Source organism: Psychrobacter sp. JB385 (assembly GCF_900163785.1).
Classification (GTDB): Bacteria; Pseudomonadota; Gammaproteobacteria; order Pseudomonadales; family Moraxellaceae; genus Psychrobacter.
On record NZ_FUKN01000001.1, the window covers coordinates 414,678 to 430,431 of the forward strand.

Sequence of the window (15,754 nt, forward strand, 5' to 3'; positions counted from 1 at the left end):
ACCAGCGATTAAGCTGGTTTTTTATTGTTCAATTTTTGTCGAAAAATACATACGTTTGAGACGTAGTTAATAAGACAGTCACATTATTAACATCTTACGCACACTTCTTCATAACTTGTAAAACTACTGCTCGCACAGTTTGTTATGATGATTGCACTTTAAGAAAAAAGATACGTACAAGGCTTATTGTTAAGCATAGCAACATTATCTGTCTTTGTAGAAAGACACATAAATTATCACTCGATACTATATTTCTTAAATAATAAAGCTAAAAACAAAACAATTTAATTAATAACAATTCCCAATAATAAGGACAAAAGTCATGGCAGATATTACTACGGTAAACCCAGCAACGGGAAAAAATATCAAAGAATACAACTACATGAGTAAAGATGAGATCAACAAGATTGTTGATGCCTCGCATGAAGCATTTTTAGAATGGCGCAAAACCAGCCATGAAGAGCGTGCGAAAGTGATCAACTCTATTGGCGATACTTTGATGAAGTATAAAGAAGAGTTGTCTAAACTGATGACTGAAGAACGTGGTAAGCTTTATAGTCAGAGCCTACAAGAAGTAGATTTGTGTAAAGGTATTTGTGACTATACAGCAGAGAACGGTATTGCTGCATTAGCAGATGATGAACGCGATATCGAGAATATGAAAAAAGGTATCGTTACCTATCAGCCTATTGGTGTGATCTATGGTATGCAGCCATGGAACTTCCCAGCGTACCAAGTATTCCGTTATACCATCGCCAACCTGATGGCCGGTAATAGTATTTTGCTTAAGCACGCAGCAAACGTGACTGGCTCAGGTCTTTTAATTGAAAAAATATTCCACGAATCTGATTTACCAAATGATCTATTCCGTACTATTTTGATCGATCACGATCAATCAGAAGAGTTGATTGGTCATGATAAAGTACGCGGTGTGACGCTAACTGGTAGTGATGGTGCAGGTAGTATCGTCGGTCAGCAAGCGGCAAAAGCCATCAAAAAAGTGGTTCTAGAGTTGGGTTCAAACGATGCGTTTATCGTCCTAGAAGATGCTGATTTGGATGTTGCAGTAGAAACCTGTGCCCAAGCACGCTTGGTCAACAATGGTGAAACTTGTGTTGCTGCGAAGCGTTTCATTGTGGTTGATAGTGTGTATGATGAATTCCGTGAGCGTATCGTCGAGAAGTTCGAGAATGTCAAAACTGGCGACCCAATGGATAAAGGGTCAAATATTGGCCCGTTAGCGCGCAAAGACTTGCAAGAAAAATTGCACGAGCAAGTAGAAGAAAGCGTCAATAAAGGTGCGACTATCGCTGTTGGCGGTAAACTACCAGAAGGTAAAAGCAGCTTCTATCCAGCGACTATCTTAGAGAATGTCGAAAAAGGTCAGCCAGCTTATGATGACGAGTTGTTTGGGCCAGTAGCGTCACTAATACGTGCCAAAGATCAAGATGATGCCTTACGTATTGCTAATGACAGCCGTTATGGTTTAGGTGGCGCAATATTCTCTAAAGATGAAGAAAAAGCAATCCGCCTAGCTCGTGAAGAGTTTGACACAGGTATGGTCTATATCAATGGTTACGGTCTTGCAAACCCAGCCTTACCATTTGGCGGTGTTAAAGACTCAGGTCATGGCCGTGAGCATGGTGGCTTTGGTATCAAAGAATTTGTCAATATTAAAGCATTACATGTATTTGATGGTAAATAATATCTGCAAAGGCAGTGCTAATTTTTAATAAATACTGCTGATTAACTTAGATATCAAAAAGCCCAGTCGTAAGTGACTGGGCTTTTCTTGTTTAACTGTCTTTAAATAATAATTTGTTATCTTATTATCACATCAACTGTCTAAATACAGCTTCAAAGGCAGAGCAGGCAAAAAACTGTTGGTCTGACTGTTTGCACCGTCGTCATTCAATGGCAATACACCTTTTGCCAATAATAAAATGGTCCAAGGCAGCAGTTGATGCTCAAGCTTTTGTACACGCTTTTGCAAATCCGTAGCCGTATTTTTTTGATCCAAAGATAGAATAGCTTGGGTTAAAACGGCTCCAGCATCAAGCTCAGCCGTTACCACATGAATACTACAGCCATGGTGACGCTCACCTGCTTGTATGACGCGTTGATGCGTGTCAAGACCCTTATAGGCAGGCAGTAGAGAAGGATGCAAATTGATCATCGGTGCTGGTGAGCTATTGATAAATGAGGCACTCAGTACCCGCATAAAACCTGCCAACACAATGAGGTCTGGTTGCCATGCTTGAAGCTGCTCACTGGCATGACGCTCAAAGGTTTTGATACCCATGCGCTTGCCGTTAGCTACGTGTGATAGCACGGCTACAGGAATAGCAGCAGCATTGGCACGTGTGATGGCATAAGCGTCATCACGATTGCTAATGACACCGACTATCTCAACGGGCAGTGCACCTGCCTGTATGGCATCAATCAAAACTTGCAGATTACTGCCACTACCAGATACCAAAACCGCCACTCGTAGTGGTTTGGTAGTCTGGGCTTGGTTCGTATTAACGGACATTAACGGTATACCACCGCGTCCACGTCACGTTTGACCATTTCGCCCAATTGCCAAGCGTTTTCACCAGCATCGTTTAGCGTTTTGATTGCGATGTCAGCTTTGTCTTTAGGAACCACGATGACAAAACCAACACCACAGTTGAAGGTGCGGTACATCTCACTCTGTTCAATATTGCCTTGGGTTTGTAGCCAAGTAAATAACTCTGAGAACTGCCAGCTATTGGTATCGATACTGGCGGCCAAATTCTCTGGTAGCACGCGAGGTAAATTATCGGTCAGACCACCACCTGTGATGTGAGACATCGCATGAAGCGCTGAGCTACCAAGGGTGTCTTGTAAGGCTTTAACGGCTTTCACATAGATGCGAGTAGGGGCCATTAGAGCGTCTTGGATAGGTTGACCATCTAACTGCTCATCGCTGCTGGTCACATCAACACCGCTCACTTCGATGACCTTACGAACCAACGAGTAACCGTTAGAGTGTGCGCCACTTGAAGCAAGCGCAATCAGTACATCACCTTCAGCGACATTTTCACCCGTGATCACTTCGCTTTCTTCAACCACACCCACACAGAATCCGGCCAAGTCGTAATCTTCATCTTGATACATGCCTGGCATCTCAGCCGTTTCGCCACCGATTAGCGCACAGTTTGATAGTTTACAGCCTTCACCAATACCAGTGACCACAGTAGCAGCAGTATCGACATCAAGCTTGCCTGTTGCATAATAGTCTAAAAAGAATAATGGCTCAGCGCCGCATACCAATAAATCGTTGACGCACATTGCGACCAAGTCGATACCGATGGTGTCGTGACGATTCAGCTGCAAGGCCAATTTGAGCTTAGTGCCAACACCGTCAGTACCCGATACTAATAAAGGCGACGTGTAACCAGTTGGAATGCGACAAAGTGCGCCAAAGCCGCCAAGTCCGCCCACAACCTCAGGACGAGAGGTGGCTTTTGCCACTGATTTAATACGTTGAACCAGCGCATCGCCAGCATCAATATCAACGCCAGCATCTTTGTAGCTTAAAGAAGGCTTGTTACTCATGGTCATCTCACAATTTTATAGGGGAATGAAGGTCAGTCGGTAGAAAAGCGAATCGGTCGTGTTAATTTTGCTGATAGTGCGCGCATTATACCCAAAAATGCCCCTCACTCGCAAAGCAACTTGCCGATATTTGGCTGATTTTCACGAGGATTTGCGATAAGTCATCAATTAGGCATCAAGAAACAAAAAAATGACGGATTTTTTTTTGGACTCTGCGATAATGGAACGCTAAATTTATTGTCAATAACGGCTCATTATTATACTGGTGTTACTCAATAGATATACGATCTACTCAATCACGCCGATGTCTTAAATTAGCCCAGTCATAGGATTGCTTATCATGATAAACCAACCAATAGATCCCTTTTTTCGGCGTTTATTTATTGTCGTTGGTCTGGTTGTCGCTATTTATTTACTGTATTTGATGCTACCGGTCATTATGCCGTTTGTTGTGGCTTTTGTACTTGCTTATTTATTCAATCCGCTAGTGAGGCGTTTGTCAAAGTACCTCAAGCGTTGGGTAGCGATTATTATTGTGTACTCTACCATTACCTTTGGGATGGCATTGCTATTGTGGTGGTTAATCCCAACATTGTGGTATCAGTTGCAAGCTGCGTGGGATTATCTGCCCAAGGTGCTGAATTGGTACAATCAAGTAGTACGCGAATGGTTTGTGACTAATACGCCCATGCGTTTGCCAAGACTTGAGTCCAAAGAATTCTCCGAAACTTTGCTAGATTATATGCAAACGAATTATAAATTTTCGGATGCCAGCACCTTAATGAGTCAAGTCATTGCGTCAAGTATGATCTTTATTAACAACGCAGGCCTCATTGTGCTCGTGCCAATTTTGACTTTCTATTTCTTATTTAATTGGGACAAACGCTTGCACACTTGGAAAATGGCACTTCCTGCTTCTCATTGTGAAAGAATCATTCATATTGCCCAAGAATGTGATCAAGCGCTGATGGCTTTTATCAAAGGTCAGTTATTGGTGATGGTACTACTAGGAGCTATTTATGCGGTACAGTTACAGCTGATAGGGCTTGAGCTTGGGTTAATTATCGGTATGGTTGCAGGTATCGCAAGCTTTGTGCCTTACTTAGGTTTTGGTATTGGCTTTATCGCTGCCATCATCGCCTGTCTATTCCAGTTTGGACTAGATTGGACCTATTTGTCATTGGTGGTCGGTGCATTTTTAGTTGGACAAGCAGCAGAAGGCTATATTTTACAGCCATTGTTGTTGGGCGATAAGATCGGTTTATCACCATTGTGGGTTATTTTTGCTGTGCTGGCAGGAGCAAGCCTATTGGGCTTCGTCGGTATGTTGATTGCATTGCCAGTCTCTGCTGTGCTTAATGTATTGTTCCGTCATTTGTACGCTTACTACCGCTCAACCGATTTTTATAGAGGCCGTAAACAACTGGTTTTGTTCAAAAAAGAGTAGGTAGCTCAGTAGTTAGCCAATTGGGTCATGGAGTCCAAATGGTTAATGAAAAATTAAGAAAGCTGCGCCCATTCCACCTTAATCTGTAAAAGACTTGTCAGTCATTTTGCAAATATGTTATATATAGGCGCAGTATTGATGGTATAAGTGGCTATTGAGCATATCGTGCATAAGCGTTATTTTAGTAAATATGCTTGCGGTTTACACTCAAAAAAAGACGATTGATACACGCTATTAATCGGTAGCAAGTCATTTGTATTATATAGTCACTATTAAATAGTATCAGCGCAGTACATGTCTTTAGAATGATACTTTATCCCTTTTTTTATTATATTGCATTACGCAAAACGAGTTGATGATTCATGGCAGAAGCACAGCTAAGTCTCAATCTGGACATTAAGCATGATGCAAGTTTAAGCGACTTTGCTGGGCCAGGTTGGATGTCGATTATTGATGCAGTACGGCAACTCCACGTCGGCCTGATCGGTCAGCTATATCTGTTTGGCAGTCCTGCCACGGGTAAATCTCATCTGCTGTCTGCTATTTGTGAGTCGTTTATTGAGATGGACAAGTCGGCGATTTGTTTGTCGCTCAATGAGCTGATTCATACAGATGTACATGTGCTTTCTTCTTTAGAGAACTTCGATCTGATTGCAATCGATGATTTAGAGGTGCTTGAGCAAAGCAGTCAGTGGCAAGAAGCCTTGTTTCACCTGATCAATCGCAGCCGTGAAGGGCAGCGTCAGTTGCTGTTTGCGGCCAATACGCCTGCTGGTGATTTGCCCTTTCAGCTAAGAGATTTGATGACTCGTTTGGCACAAGCGCCTACGTTTAAAGTCCCGAATGGTCATGATCTTGCTGACCGTCAAGCCTTATTACAGTCTATTTTACGCCGTCGTGGCTGGCAGTTTGATGATCGAATTATTGATCATTTGCTGACGGAAGGACCTCATCGTATTGGGGCCATGATGGAAGTACTTAACTATATTCAGCCTATGTTTTCTAACCTTGGGCGTAGTAACATATCCAAAGCAGTCATCAGCGATGCTCTACGTACTATTGATGAGCAGACGCTAGCTGCTGAGCTTGCTGATATTGCACAAGAAACACAAGTAGATAATGACGCAGCTGGTCAAGAGCAGCATACAATGCCTCTCGATTTTTAGTATTAAGAACACCCATTTTTTCTATCCAAAACGCTTTTACTATTAATGGAACCCCTTATGAAACCCAATGCTTCTTTGCTAAAAAAAATGACTCTCAGTACGTTACTTGTTGCTGCTGCGTCCGTTCCTATGCTGTCACAGGCAGCGGTAACTTTGTCGGTTGATGACCATATCAAAGTCACTGCCATCAATGGACAGGAGTTACAGCAGAGTATTTTTCAGCCATTAACCAAAGAGTTTACGCTTGAGCCAGGTCGTCATGCAATTACCGCCAAATACGATCGTTTATATGATTTGCGCCGTGATGAACATGACTACTTACGTTCTGGGAATGTCAGTGTCGTCGCAGAATTGGCGGACAATCAAAACTATCGTCTGGTTATGCTAAATCAGCCAGAAGAGTATCAAGCAGCCAGAGAATATGCCAAACAACCGACGCTAGCGATACAGCAAAATGGTACAGTAATCGCAAGTCAACAAGCGATGGCTGGCAGTCAGGGCAGTTTATTTGCAGGGTTGGGTAAAGCGTTGGGCGGCGTGTTTGATGGAACAGGTGATGCTGAAATGCAGAACCAGCGTGCTATTGCTGCGATCAGTCCAGCAACGACAAACACTCAAACCAATATGAATGCTGGAGCAGGTACTTCTATCACTCAAACCACAAACATGAACGCATCTACGGATAAGCTGGATCAATTTATGCAAATTTGGTTACAAGCAACGCCAGCTGAGCGTGAAAAAATGCGCCAATGGGTACAAAAGTAACGCGTTATTTTTATCAAGTTTGAGACCAAAAAAAAGCACCTATTAAGGTGCTTTTTTCTTGTGCTATATATTTTTAGTACCATAAATTCTTTGATGCTATGAACATAAAGGCACTATTTGAGCGAGTTATTAGTTGAGCGAATGATTAGCCCAAAAATGCATTGTACATCCATACATGCTTCTCTTGTAGCTGCACATATTCGTCTACCAAATCTGCTGTACCTTGATCTTCTGCTTCTTGCGCTGCCGCTGATACGTCACGTTGTTCTTCGATCAGTGTTTGTAAGCCAGTCACAATACCTTTTACACAAGTCTTGCCATCTTTAACGTTTTTATCTTCTTTGATGGTGGTGTGCTGAGCAAAGTCACTATACGCATGTAGTGGCGTGCCACCTAGCGTCAAGATACGCTCTGCAATCTCATCAATCTGCAATTGCAGCTCAGTGTATAGCTCTTCAAACTTAGGATGTAGTGAAAAGAAATGCTCGCCTTTCACGTTCCAATGATAACCGCGCACATTGATATAAAACGTATGATAGCTCGATAATAGACCATTTAGCTTTGTGATCACGCCGCTCATGTCAACTTTTTCTAGACCAATTTGGTTTGTGTCGTTATTAGTATGACTCATAGTATTATCCTTATAGTGTGAGTGTTGATATAAAAAGTTAGAGAAGGTTAAAAGTGTAGCAACTTGCCTATCTTATTACTATAGGTTCTTAACGTATCAAATTTAATAGGTTAATGCTTTTCAAACTTGAATATCGTCTAATACCTATTACAATTAATAAAGATCTCGTCTGCCTTCTCTCGATGGTTATCATAATAACAAATGACTATCTATAAGTTAAATTCAATGAATTTAATAATGCGATTGGTTTTACAAATTTATATGCGTTAAGAATGGCACTCTACACGACCATGCATTCAAGCGATAAATTATACTTGTTAATCGTGATATCCCCTTTATGGATTATTAGACCAGCGATAAAGGGGAGGTTTGTATTAAGCTGGCGGTTTTAAGTTTTCAGGATTTAAACCTTTGACAGCGACCACTTCTTGTAAGTGTTGACGCACTGTGTCAATCGGGAATTTTTGTGCTTGCAAGCGCTTTGGTAAAATCTGGCTACCTTGCTGACCTTTCATCTCAAACATCATAAAAATATAGTCGTCTGTCTCATCCCAGCTTTTGATAGCGGTCCAAGGAATAACGGCTTGCTGAGTAGAACCAGCTCGCATCTGCATACCGCGCATCTGACTTTTCATCATTTCAGGCTGATTGCTTGGCATTGCCATCACCAAGCCATGTTTTTGCACACCCAATTTCATTTGGCGCATCTCATCTGGCATTTCTTGATCGGCTACTTGTTTCTCAAACTCTCTTTTGACATACCATTTAAAGCCAAGCGTACGAACCAACAGATAAATCACGACTGCCACTATCATCAGCCAAAAAATAATGGTGGAATAGCCAGTGACAAAAACAAGGCCTACAGCCGCTAATATCACAACGATTGCTATGATGATCCATTCTTTTTTCTTGATGCTTTTTAGACCAAAAGAAGGGCTGGCACTGGCAAAAAGCTCGTACTGTGCTTGGTGAAATTCAGCCTCGGTGATGTTTAAGGCGACAGGTTGCAGCGTATAAGGGTACAAGGCCATAAAGGTTTCTCAAATACTTGTATGAAAAGCGTTGGGTTTAAATCGTCAAATGACAGCAGTAATGCGATATTTGACCAGATGTCGAAAAATAGTATGCGCTTATCTTACCGAAAAGCGCTCCTAAATGAAACAGATAAGCCATGCTCTTCACCGATAGAAGGCACATTATTGCCATTAATCGAGCCAGACGGTGCAAATTGAGAATAATTGTAGGTAGTAGTATGACTTATCGTCGAAATAGGTTTGCTAGAAATCAAATATATGAGGCCAAGCAGCGTATTTGGAAAACGCGCAAAATTTGACCAAAACATGGTCAAATCTGCTAGGTCTTGGTATGATAGCGTCTGCCTTATGGTTTGATAAAAATAGTTTGATAAAAAATAGGGCAGCATGACAAGATAGTTATTGAGTTATCAAGCGTAGTCATATCTATGAGCTGACCAATAATTATACCAATAATGTTTCAACTTCTTATTCACTTTTAGTGTGACAGGCAACGATTATGATTGATCCAAAACTCTTACGCGGCGATTTAAGCGATTTACAGCAACAACTGGCCACTCGTGGCTATACGCTTGATATGGAGTTTTGGCAGTCGATTGAGTCCGAGCGTAAATCGTTGCAAGTCAAAACAGAAGAATTGCAATCACGCCGTAACGCTGGTGCTAAGCAAGTCGGTGCTCTCAAAAAATCAGGCGAAGATGCCAGTGAGCTATTGGCTGAGATGCAAAGCGTTAGCGGTGAGATCAAAGCTGCTGAAGACGAGCTACGCACCTTACAAGAGCGACTGACTCAAGCGGCGCTACAGATTCCAAATATTCCAGCGGCAGATGTACCAGTGGGTACGTCAGAAGACGATAACGTAGAAGTACGCAAGTGGGGCACACCGCGTACGTTTGATTTTGAGATTCAAGATCATACCCATATCGGTGAGACGCTTGGTATGCTCGACTTTGAGGCCGCAACCAAACTGACAGGAAGCCGCTTTAACGTGCTAAAAGGTCAATTGGCGCAATTGCATCGCGCACTGATTCAATTTATGCTCAACACCCATACCATGAAATACGGCTATCTTGAGACTTATGTGCCTTATATCGTCAATAGCGATAGTCTAAAAGGGACGGGTCAGTTGCCTAAATTTGAAGATGATTTGTTTAAGCTGAGCAATCACACGAATAATGATGAGATGGATTTTTATTTGATTCCAACCGCTGAAGTGCCAATGACTAATTTGGTACGCGGCGAGCGTTTGGATATCAAAGAGCTACCGCTAAAATTTACCGCGCATACGCCATGTTTCCGTAGTGAAGCGGGCTCACACGGGCGTGATACTCGTGGCTTGATTCGTCAGCATCAATTTGAAAAAGTAGAAATGGTCAACGTTGGCACCGCAGAGCAATCTGATGACTTGCTAGAAGCGATGACAGGACAGGCCGAATATATCTTGCAGCAGCTTGAGTTGCCATACCGTACGGTACAACTATGTACGGGTGATATGGGGTTTGCCGCACAAAAAACCTATGACATCGAAGTATGGCTACCAAGCCAAGACACGTACCGCGAAATCTCTAGCTGCTCTAACTGCGGTGACTTCCAAGCGCGCCGTATGGGTACGCGTGTCAAAGATGGCAAGCAGACCAGCTTGGCTCATACTCTAAACGGTTCGGGTTTAGCGGTTGGCCGTACGCTGCTAGCAGTGATGGAAAATCATCAAAATGCTGACGGTAGCATCACGATTCCAGAAGTATTACGTCCGTTTATGGGCGGTGCTGAGCGTATTGAAATTTGAGGGTAATGACGTTATGAATACTTTGTCTATAGTTGATAAATTGAATTACTCACAATATCTCATCTATGGTCAAAGTAGTGGCGACAGCTTGTTAGGCTTTGAAATGGATGCCAATATATTTTTCTGTTGTAAGGAAAACAATGTTGGCTGTGATTTTATTTATCAGGAACGTCATGATGACGCGAACTGCATGCTTACGTTGTATTGTAAATTTGCAAATAATATAAGCTATCAGCAAATCGCAGATTATTTAGAGGAGAGATGGCTTCAGTATGTGTGTTATCGAGAATTTGAGAAACATTATATTGAGGTCGTTAACGACCAATTGATTTTTTATTATGTGACCCGATCAAGTCATGGACTAGGAGTAACAGGGAAAATTGTTGCTACTTAGTTTATAATGAGCCACCTATTTAGATATCTAAGCAAATTCAGTTCAATAACCTTTTTCATTCAAATAAACTTTCCTTTAATATTAGGACACGCTATGCCCACCCCAATTAACGAACGTAAACTAGCCAATGCCATCCGTGTACTGTCGTTTGACGCGGTTCAAAAAGCCAACTCTGGACATCCGGGTGCGCCAATGGGTATGGCTGATATTGCCGAAGTTTTGTGGCGCAAATTTTTGAAGCACAATCCAGCTGATCCTAATTGGCACAACCGTGATCGCTTTGTACTGTCAAACGGTCATGGCTCGATGCTTATCTACTCATTGTTACATTTATCAGGTTATGATGTGAGCGTTGATGACCTAAAAGGTTTCCGTCAGCTGCATTCAAAAACCCCTGGTCATCCTGAACTTGGTTACACGCCTGGTGTCGAGACGACGACTGGTCCACTAGGACAAGGTATTGCTAATGCGGTTGGTTTTGCAATCGCAGAGAAGACACTCGCCGCACAGTTCAACCGTGACGGTCATAATATCGTCGATCATCATACCTATGCGTTCCTCGGCGATGGTTGCTTGATGGAAGGTATCAGTCATGAAGTGTGCTCGCTCGCTGGCACGTTAGGTCTTGGCAAGTTAGTCTTCTTCTATGACGACAATGGCATCTCAATCGATGGTAATGTCGAAGGCTGGTTCACTGATGATACCGAGGCGCGCTTTAAGTCATATGGCTGGCAAGTTATCAAAGTTGACGGTCATGATACTGATGCGATCACGCAAGCAACTGAGCAAGCGATTGCAGAGACTACTAAGCCAAGCCTCATCATTTGCAAAACCACGATCGGTGCTGGTAGCCCGAACAAGCAAGGTCTAGCGGCCAGTCATGGCGCACCACTCGGTGATGACGAAATCGCCTTGACCCGTGATGCACTATCTTGGAAGCATGCTCCATTTGAATTAGATGACGAAATCTATGAAGCGTGGGATGCCAAAGCCAAAGGCGATGTACAGCAAAAGAACTGGGACGCGGACTTTGAAGCGTACAAAAAAGCCTATCCAGAGATTGCAGCAGAATTGTCACGTCGTCTAAATGGCGAGTTGCCTGCTGATTTTGCTAGCCAAGCACAAGCGTATATCCAGCAAACGCAAGAAGCGGGCGGCGATGTCGCTAGTCGTAAAGCGAGTCAAAACGCGATCAACAGCTTACAGCCGTTATTGCCAGAACTATTGGGCGGCTCAGCAGATTTAGCTGGTTCTAACCTTACGCTATTCAAAGGCGCTAAAGGCATTGAGAAAGACGCTGATGGTAACTACATCTATTACGGCGTGCGCGAGTTCGGTATGACCGCGATTGCCAATGGTATTGCATTGCATGGTGGCTTTATCCCTTACGTAGCGACTTTCCTCATGTTTATGGAATACGCACGTAACGCCGTACGCATGGGCGCACTGATGAAACAGCGCGTCATCCATGTCTATACGCATGACTCTATCGGTCTGGGCGAAGATGGCCCAACGCATCAGCCAGTTGAGCAATTGACTAGTCTACGTACCACTCCAAATCTACGTACATGGCGTCCATGTGATGCGACCGAGTCTGCAAGTGCTTGGGTAGAAGCAATCAAATCAGAAAATAACCCATCAGCGTTGATTTTTAGCCGTCAGAGCTTGCCGCATCAAGCACGTGATAGCGAGCAAGTAGCGAATATCACCAAAGGTGGTTATGTACTGGCGAAAGAGCAGGGCGAGCTACAAGCCATCATCATCGCGACAGGTTCAGAAGTTGGCCTAGCGATGGAAGCGTACGAAACATTGAGCGCAAATGGTGTTGGCATCCGTGTGGTGTCTATGCCGTGTGCTGAGATTTTCGTCGAGCAAGATGCTAGCTATCGCGAAGCTGTATTGCCAGCCAATATTCGTGCTCGCGTCGCAGTAGAAGCCGCGCATGTAGATTACTGGTATAAGTTCGTTGGTCTAGATGGCAAAGTCATCGGCATGACGACTTATGGCGAATCTGCTCCTGCTAGCGACTTGTATAAAGAGTTCGGTATCACGACTGATGCTGTGGTTGAAGCGGTGAATAGCTTGGTGTAATTAACCTAACTTAGTTAGTATTTAAAAAATAGAGCTACTGGAGAAATCTGGTGGCTTTTTTATTATTCGTAACAAAGTAAAAGATTGATTAATGTATATAGAAATAGTTAACATGCTTAAAAATATGTATTAGATTAGTAAAAAAAGTTTACAATACATAATTAATCATGCATGGCTTATTGCAAAGCATGAATGCTAAATTAACTTTATCCAATGAGCCTATACATGTCGACTAATTACACTATCAAGAAACTAAGCTCTGCCATTGCTATTACTCTTTTTGCCACTTCATTGACGGCTTGTGGAGGAGGCTCTGACTCTGGTGGTCAGAGTAATAACAACCCTGATAAACCCCCTGTTAATACCCCTAGTGATAAATGTAAAGAAGTTACCGCTAGCAATTCAGGACAAGCAGATTTGGACAAAGATGGAATCATTGACGACTGTGATCCAGATATTGATGGTGATGGTGTTGAAAATGAGAAAGATGCAAAACCGCTAGATGCTACTGTTGCTGGTGTCAGCACTCTTTCATATCGAGGTAACGGTTATGCCTACGTAGATGCAACGGAAAATTTTTACTTCAATGCTAAAAAACAACTTATTGAAAAAGAATACTTGTCTTACAACAACGCTGGAAGGAATAACAGATCAGAAAAATTTACTTATGATAATAAAGGTCGTTTGATTCGTCTTGAAAGTACTCGTGGTATTGATAAACAAACTGATAGGATTGAAGTATGGGTATACAACAAAAAAGATCAGTTGATTGAATATCAGACTAACGATGATGGGGATAGTATATTTGAAGCAGTAACTACTTATCGATATAACTTAAACGGTGATATAGCACAAATAACGAAGAGTGATACAAGTGATACAAGCAATTCAAGTTATTTTTATAATTCGACAAGTACATTTATTTATAATAGTTTAAATCAATTAGAGCAAATCGAGACTGATGAATATAACAACGGTAGTATAGATAGAATCAGATATATAACTCTCAATGCAAATAATTACATAGCCAAGTCTGATTTATATTATCTAGAAGGTAATGATGTTACTAACAGCGAAGTCAAAACATTGGATAGGACTTTTGAATACAGCTATGACAACCAAGGTAATGTTCTTAAAGTCGATACAGGAGACGGAGATTCAATAACTTATACATACAATAGCCAAAACAATATTGTTAGAAAGATCACTAATTCTGGATCGTCTGTTATCGATATTGAAGTCTCTTATAATAAAGCTGGCTTAGCGACCAGTTCTAAGGAAACATTTAAAGGATTTATAGCTAATGTTCAAAATGTCACTAATATAGCCGAATATAATAATTCTGGTCTTTTAACTAAAACTCTAGTAGATGTCAGTCAAAATGGAAATATTAATCAGGAAATCACATATAGTTACCAAGGCCGTGTACCATTCAAATTCAACGTAGCACCATTTTTCGATCTTGGGCAGTCCTCTAGCAGAATGCCTACCGCTACCACTATTCTAAATAAAGTAAATATGGGTTACACAGCAGATGCGGTTAAAGATTTTTACTATTACTGATTAAATATTTGAGCTTATTGTGATTATAAAGAATCTAGCTTGGTTTATTTTTTAAACTAAAAATTGTTTGTAAGACAGCACATGTAAGATAGACTGAACACATTCAGTCTATCTTTTTTTTGGATAAAACTATGAGTGTGGCTCTATATCTCGACTTAGTAAGTTATGAAGGGAAAAGTGTTTATCAAGAAGTGTTGGTTGCACATATTGAGGATATTAGACGCATAATAAAAGACTGTGAGTCTTTAAAAAAGTATGATGCCAGTTTAACCAAATTATTATCTGTAGATGTAGAAGAACCTATAAAGAAGATAGAAGGTAGTCTATTTAAATCTGTACTTACTAAGTTGAGTATTAAAAACAATAATCTTAACTTCGCTTTAATAAAACAGTACATAGACGAATGCAATGGGTTTGGCGCTCATGAGGTACTCTCTCCAAATCGATTTGAGAAACTGAGTTTTAAACTATGGGATTTATTTGCTTTAAGCGTCTGTAATGACCATCTATTGTGGTTATTGAATCAAGGAAAATTGACAGTAGCTGAGTATCGTTCTTTTTTTACAGATATAGGGATGCAAGTGTCATCTATAGCCCAACCTTACTATCATCCCTTTTACCATGAAATACATTATGTTGATGACGTAGTAAGAGTAGGTGAGCATGATCAAATAATTATCAAGGAGCAGCTTTATCCGACTATTATGTTTGGTGAATTACAGTTTTCGAGGGGTGGAGTCAGTGTCTACAATCATCCATGCGTAGATAAATACTTGGCTGAAAAAAGCGATATGTATTTCACCAATCATAGAAATAACCGATTATGTCATGACTTGTCTCATGGTTGGGGACATAATTCGCGCTGGCGAACAGACTTTGTCAGAAATTACGAGACAGAGAAAGAATGGAAATTCAACGTAGATGGAGAAGTAGATCTTTCAAGTGCTGAAAGCTATAAACAGCATTATCAGCAATATAATGATGAAATACCAGTATCGGTACCAGCTGCGAAAGAGTTATTGGTTAATCGGTGTTTTATCCATAAAAATAGTATTCCACAAGAAATACAATCAGACTTATTTCCTTATGATTGGCATATAGACATTGCTAAAGATAATTTTAATTATGTGCAATGGAAGAAGAAACATTTATTAGACAGGTAGTCATCGGTAGCTAACTATTAAACGACATAAACTAAAATTCAATATTTTCTAAGACGATAAAATCATGACAAGTTGCACGACTTCTATTAACTCGCAAAAGGCATTCCTTACGTCTAATCAACCGACTATTGA

At 41.4% G+C, this 15,754-nt stretch carries 13 protein-coding genes; 9 read left to right on the forward strand and 4 right to left on the reverse strand.

Going from position 1 to position 15,754, the window contains the following annotated elements; translation table 11 throughout:
* Positions 1–322 precede the first annotated feature (322 nt).
* The gene (locus tag CZ794_RS01805; protein WP_087039919.1) at positions 323–1,705 is read left to right on the forward strand and encodes an NAD-dependent succinate-semialdehyde dehydrogenase; all 1,383 of its coding nucleotides are present in this window, start codon (positions 323–325) and stop codon (positions 1,703–1,705) included.
* Positions 1,706–1,837: 132 nt separating this feature from the next.
* Here CZ794_RS01805 and purN read toward each other — a convergent pair whose 3' ends face one another.
* Together purN and purM are read right to left on the reverse strand one after the other, a co-directional pair.
* The gene (gene purN / locus CZ794_RS01810) at positions 1,838–2,533 is read right to left on the reverse strand and encodes a phosphoribosylglycinamide formyltransferase (protein ID WP_087039920.1); all 696 of its coding nucleotides are present in this window, start codon (positions 2,531–2,533) and stop codon (positions 1,838–1,840) included.
* Positions 2,533–3,582, reverse strand: a complete 1,050-nt coding sequence (purM, locus tag CZ794_RS01815) for a phosphoribosylformylglycinamidine cyclo-ligase (RefSeq protein ID WP_087039921.1) — start codon at positions 3,580–3,582, stop codon at positions 2,533–2,535. Before purM ends, purN begins: the two co-directional genes overlap by 1 nt.
* A gap of 340 nt (positions 3,583–3,922) precedes the next feature.
* On the opposite strand from purM, the gene CZ794_RS01820 reads away from it, so the two are divergent.
* The 3 genes from CZ794_RS01820 (at position 3,923) to CZ794_RS01830 (ending at position 6,960) form a co-directional block, all read left to right on the forward strand.
* Positions 3,923–5,029, forward strand: a complete 1,107-nt coding sequence (locus tag CZ794_RS01820) for an AI-2E family transporter (protein WP_087039922.1) — start codon at positions 3,923–3,925, stop codon at positions 5,027–5,029.
* A 362-nt stretch (positions 5,030–5,391) separates the two neighbouring features.
* Positions 5,392–6,195, forward strand: a complete 804-nt coding sequence (hda, locus tag CZ794_RS01825) for a DnaA regulatory inactivator Hda (RefSeq protein ID WP_062845199.1) — start codon at positions 5,392–5,394, stop codon at positions 6,193–6,195.
* Positions 6,196–6,252: 57 nt separating this feature from the next.
* Complete coding sequence (locus CZ794_RS01830) at positions 6,253–6,960, forward strand: DUF2057 family protein (RefSeq protein ID WP_087039923.1); 708 nt, start codon at positions 6,253–6,255, stop codon at positions 6,958–6,960.
* 145 nt (positions 6,961–7,105) lie between these two features.
* On the opposite strand, the gene CZ794_RS01835 is transcribed toward CZ794_RS01830, so the two are convergent.
* Both CZ794_RS01835 and CZ794_RS01840 read right to left on the reverse strand, forming a co-directional pair.
* Complete coding sequence (locus tag CZ794_RS01835) at positions 7,106–7,591, reverse strand: Dps family protein (protein ID WP_087039924.1); 486 nt, start codon at positions 7,589–7,591, stop codon at positions 7,106–7,108.
* Between the two features lie 374 nt (positions 7,592–7,965).
* Complete coding sequence (locus CZ794_RS01840; protein ID WP_087039925.1) at positions 7,966–8,622, reverse strand: YcxB family protein; 657 nt, start codon at positions 8,620–8,622, stop codon at positions 7,966–7,968.
* Between the two features lie 502 nt (positions 8,623–9,124).
* On the opposite strand from CZ794_RS01840, the gene serS reads away from it, so the two are divergent.
* The 5 genes from serS to CZ794_RS01870 all read left to right on the forward strand — a co-directional run bounded on the left by serS (position 9,125) and on the right by CZ794_RS01870 (position 15,622).
* Positions 9,125–10,411, forward strand: coding sequence for a serine--tRNA ligase (serS, locus tag CZ794_RS01850; protein ID WP_087039927.1), 1,287 nt, complete (start codon positions 9,125–9,127; stop codon positions 10,409–10,411).
* Positions 10,412–10,424: 13 nt separating this feature from the next.
* Positions 10,425–10,805, forward strand: a complete 381-nt coding sequence (locus CZ794_RS01855; protein ID WP_087039928.1) for a hypothetical protein — start codon at positions 10,425–10,427, stop codon at positions 10,803–10,805.
* A gap of 93 nt (positions 10,806–10,898) precedes the next feature.
* The gene (gene tkt / locus CZ794_RS01860; protein WP_087039929.1) at positions 10,899–12,896 is read left to right on the forward strand and encodes a transketolase; all 1,998 of its coding nucleotides are present in this window, start codon (positions 10,899–10,901) and stop codon (positions 12,894–12,896) included.
* A 225-nt stretch (positions 12,897–13,121) separates the two neighbouring features.
* Positions 13,122–14,459, forward strand: a complete 1,338-nt coding sequence (locus CZ794_RS01865) for an RHS repeat protein (protein ID WP_179207216.1) — start codon at positions 13,122–13,124, stop codon at positions 14,457–14,459.
* 131 nt (positions 14,460–14,590) lie between these two features.
* A complete protein-coding gene (locus tag CZ794_RS01870; RefSeq protein WP_087039931.1) occupies positions 14,591–15,622 on the forward strand; it encodes a hypothetical protein in 1,032 nt (343 codons plus the stop codon).
* Positions 15,623–15,754 lie beyond the last annotated feature (132 nt).

Excerpts from the sequence above, each read along its gene's own strand:
- CZ794_RS01855 (WP_087039928.1), top strand. The coding sequence starts at position 10,425 with ATGAATACTTTGTCTATAGTTGATAAATTGAATTACTCACAATATCTC.
- purM (WP_087039921.1), bottom strand. The coding sequence starts at position 3,582 with ATGAGTAACAAGCCTTCTTTAAGCTACAAAGATGCTGGCGTTGATATT.
- CZ794_RS01805 (WP_087039919.1), top strand. The coding sequence starts at position 323 with ATGGCAGATATTACTACGGTAAACCCAGCAACGGGAAAAAATATCAAA.
- CZ794_RS01835 (WP_087039924.1), bottom strand. The coding sequence starts at position 7,591 with ATGAGTCATACTAATAACGACACAAACCAAATTGGTCTAGAAAAAGTT.
- hda (WP_062845199.1), top strand. The coding sequence starts at position 5,392 with ATGGCAGAAGCACAGCTAAGTCTCAATCTGGACATTAAGCATGATGCA.
- tkt (WP_087039929.1), top strand. The coding sequence starts at position 10,899 with ATGCCCACCCCAATTAACGAACGTAAACTAGCCAATGCCATCCGTGTA.
- CZ794_RS01830 (WP_087039923.1), top strand. The coding sequence starts at position 6,253 with ATGAAACCCAATGCTTCTTTGCTAAAAAAAATGACTCTCAGTACGTTA.
- purN (WP_087039920.1), bottom strand. The coding sequence starts at position 2,533 with ATGTCCGTTAATACGAACCAAGCCCAGACTACCAAACCACTACGAGTG.
- CZ794_RS01840 (WP_087039925.1), bottom strand. The coding sequence starts at position 8,622 with ATGGCCTTGTACCCTTATACGCTGCAACCTGTCGCCTTAAACATCACC.
- CZ794_RS01820 (WP_087039922.1), top strand. The coding sequence starts at position 3,923 with ATGATAAACCAACCAATAGATCCCTTTTTTCGGCGTTTATTTATTGTC.
- CZ794_RS01870 (WP_087039931.1), top strand. The coding sequence starts at position 14,591 with ATGAGTGTGGCTCTATATCTCGACTTAGTAAGTTATGAAGGGAAAAGT.
- serS (WP_087039927.1), top strand. The coding sequence starts at position 9,125 with ATGATTGATCCAAAACTCTTACGCGGCGATTTAAGCGATTTACAGCAA.
- CZ794_RS01865 (WP_179207216.1), top strand. The coding sequence starts at position 13,122 with ATGTCGACTAATTACACTATCAAGAAACTAAGCTCTGCCATTGCTATT.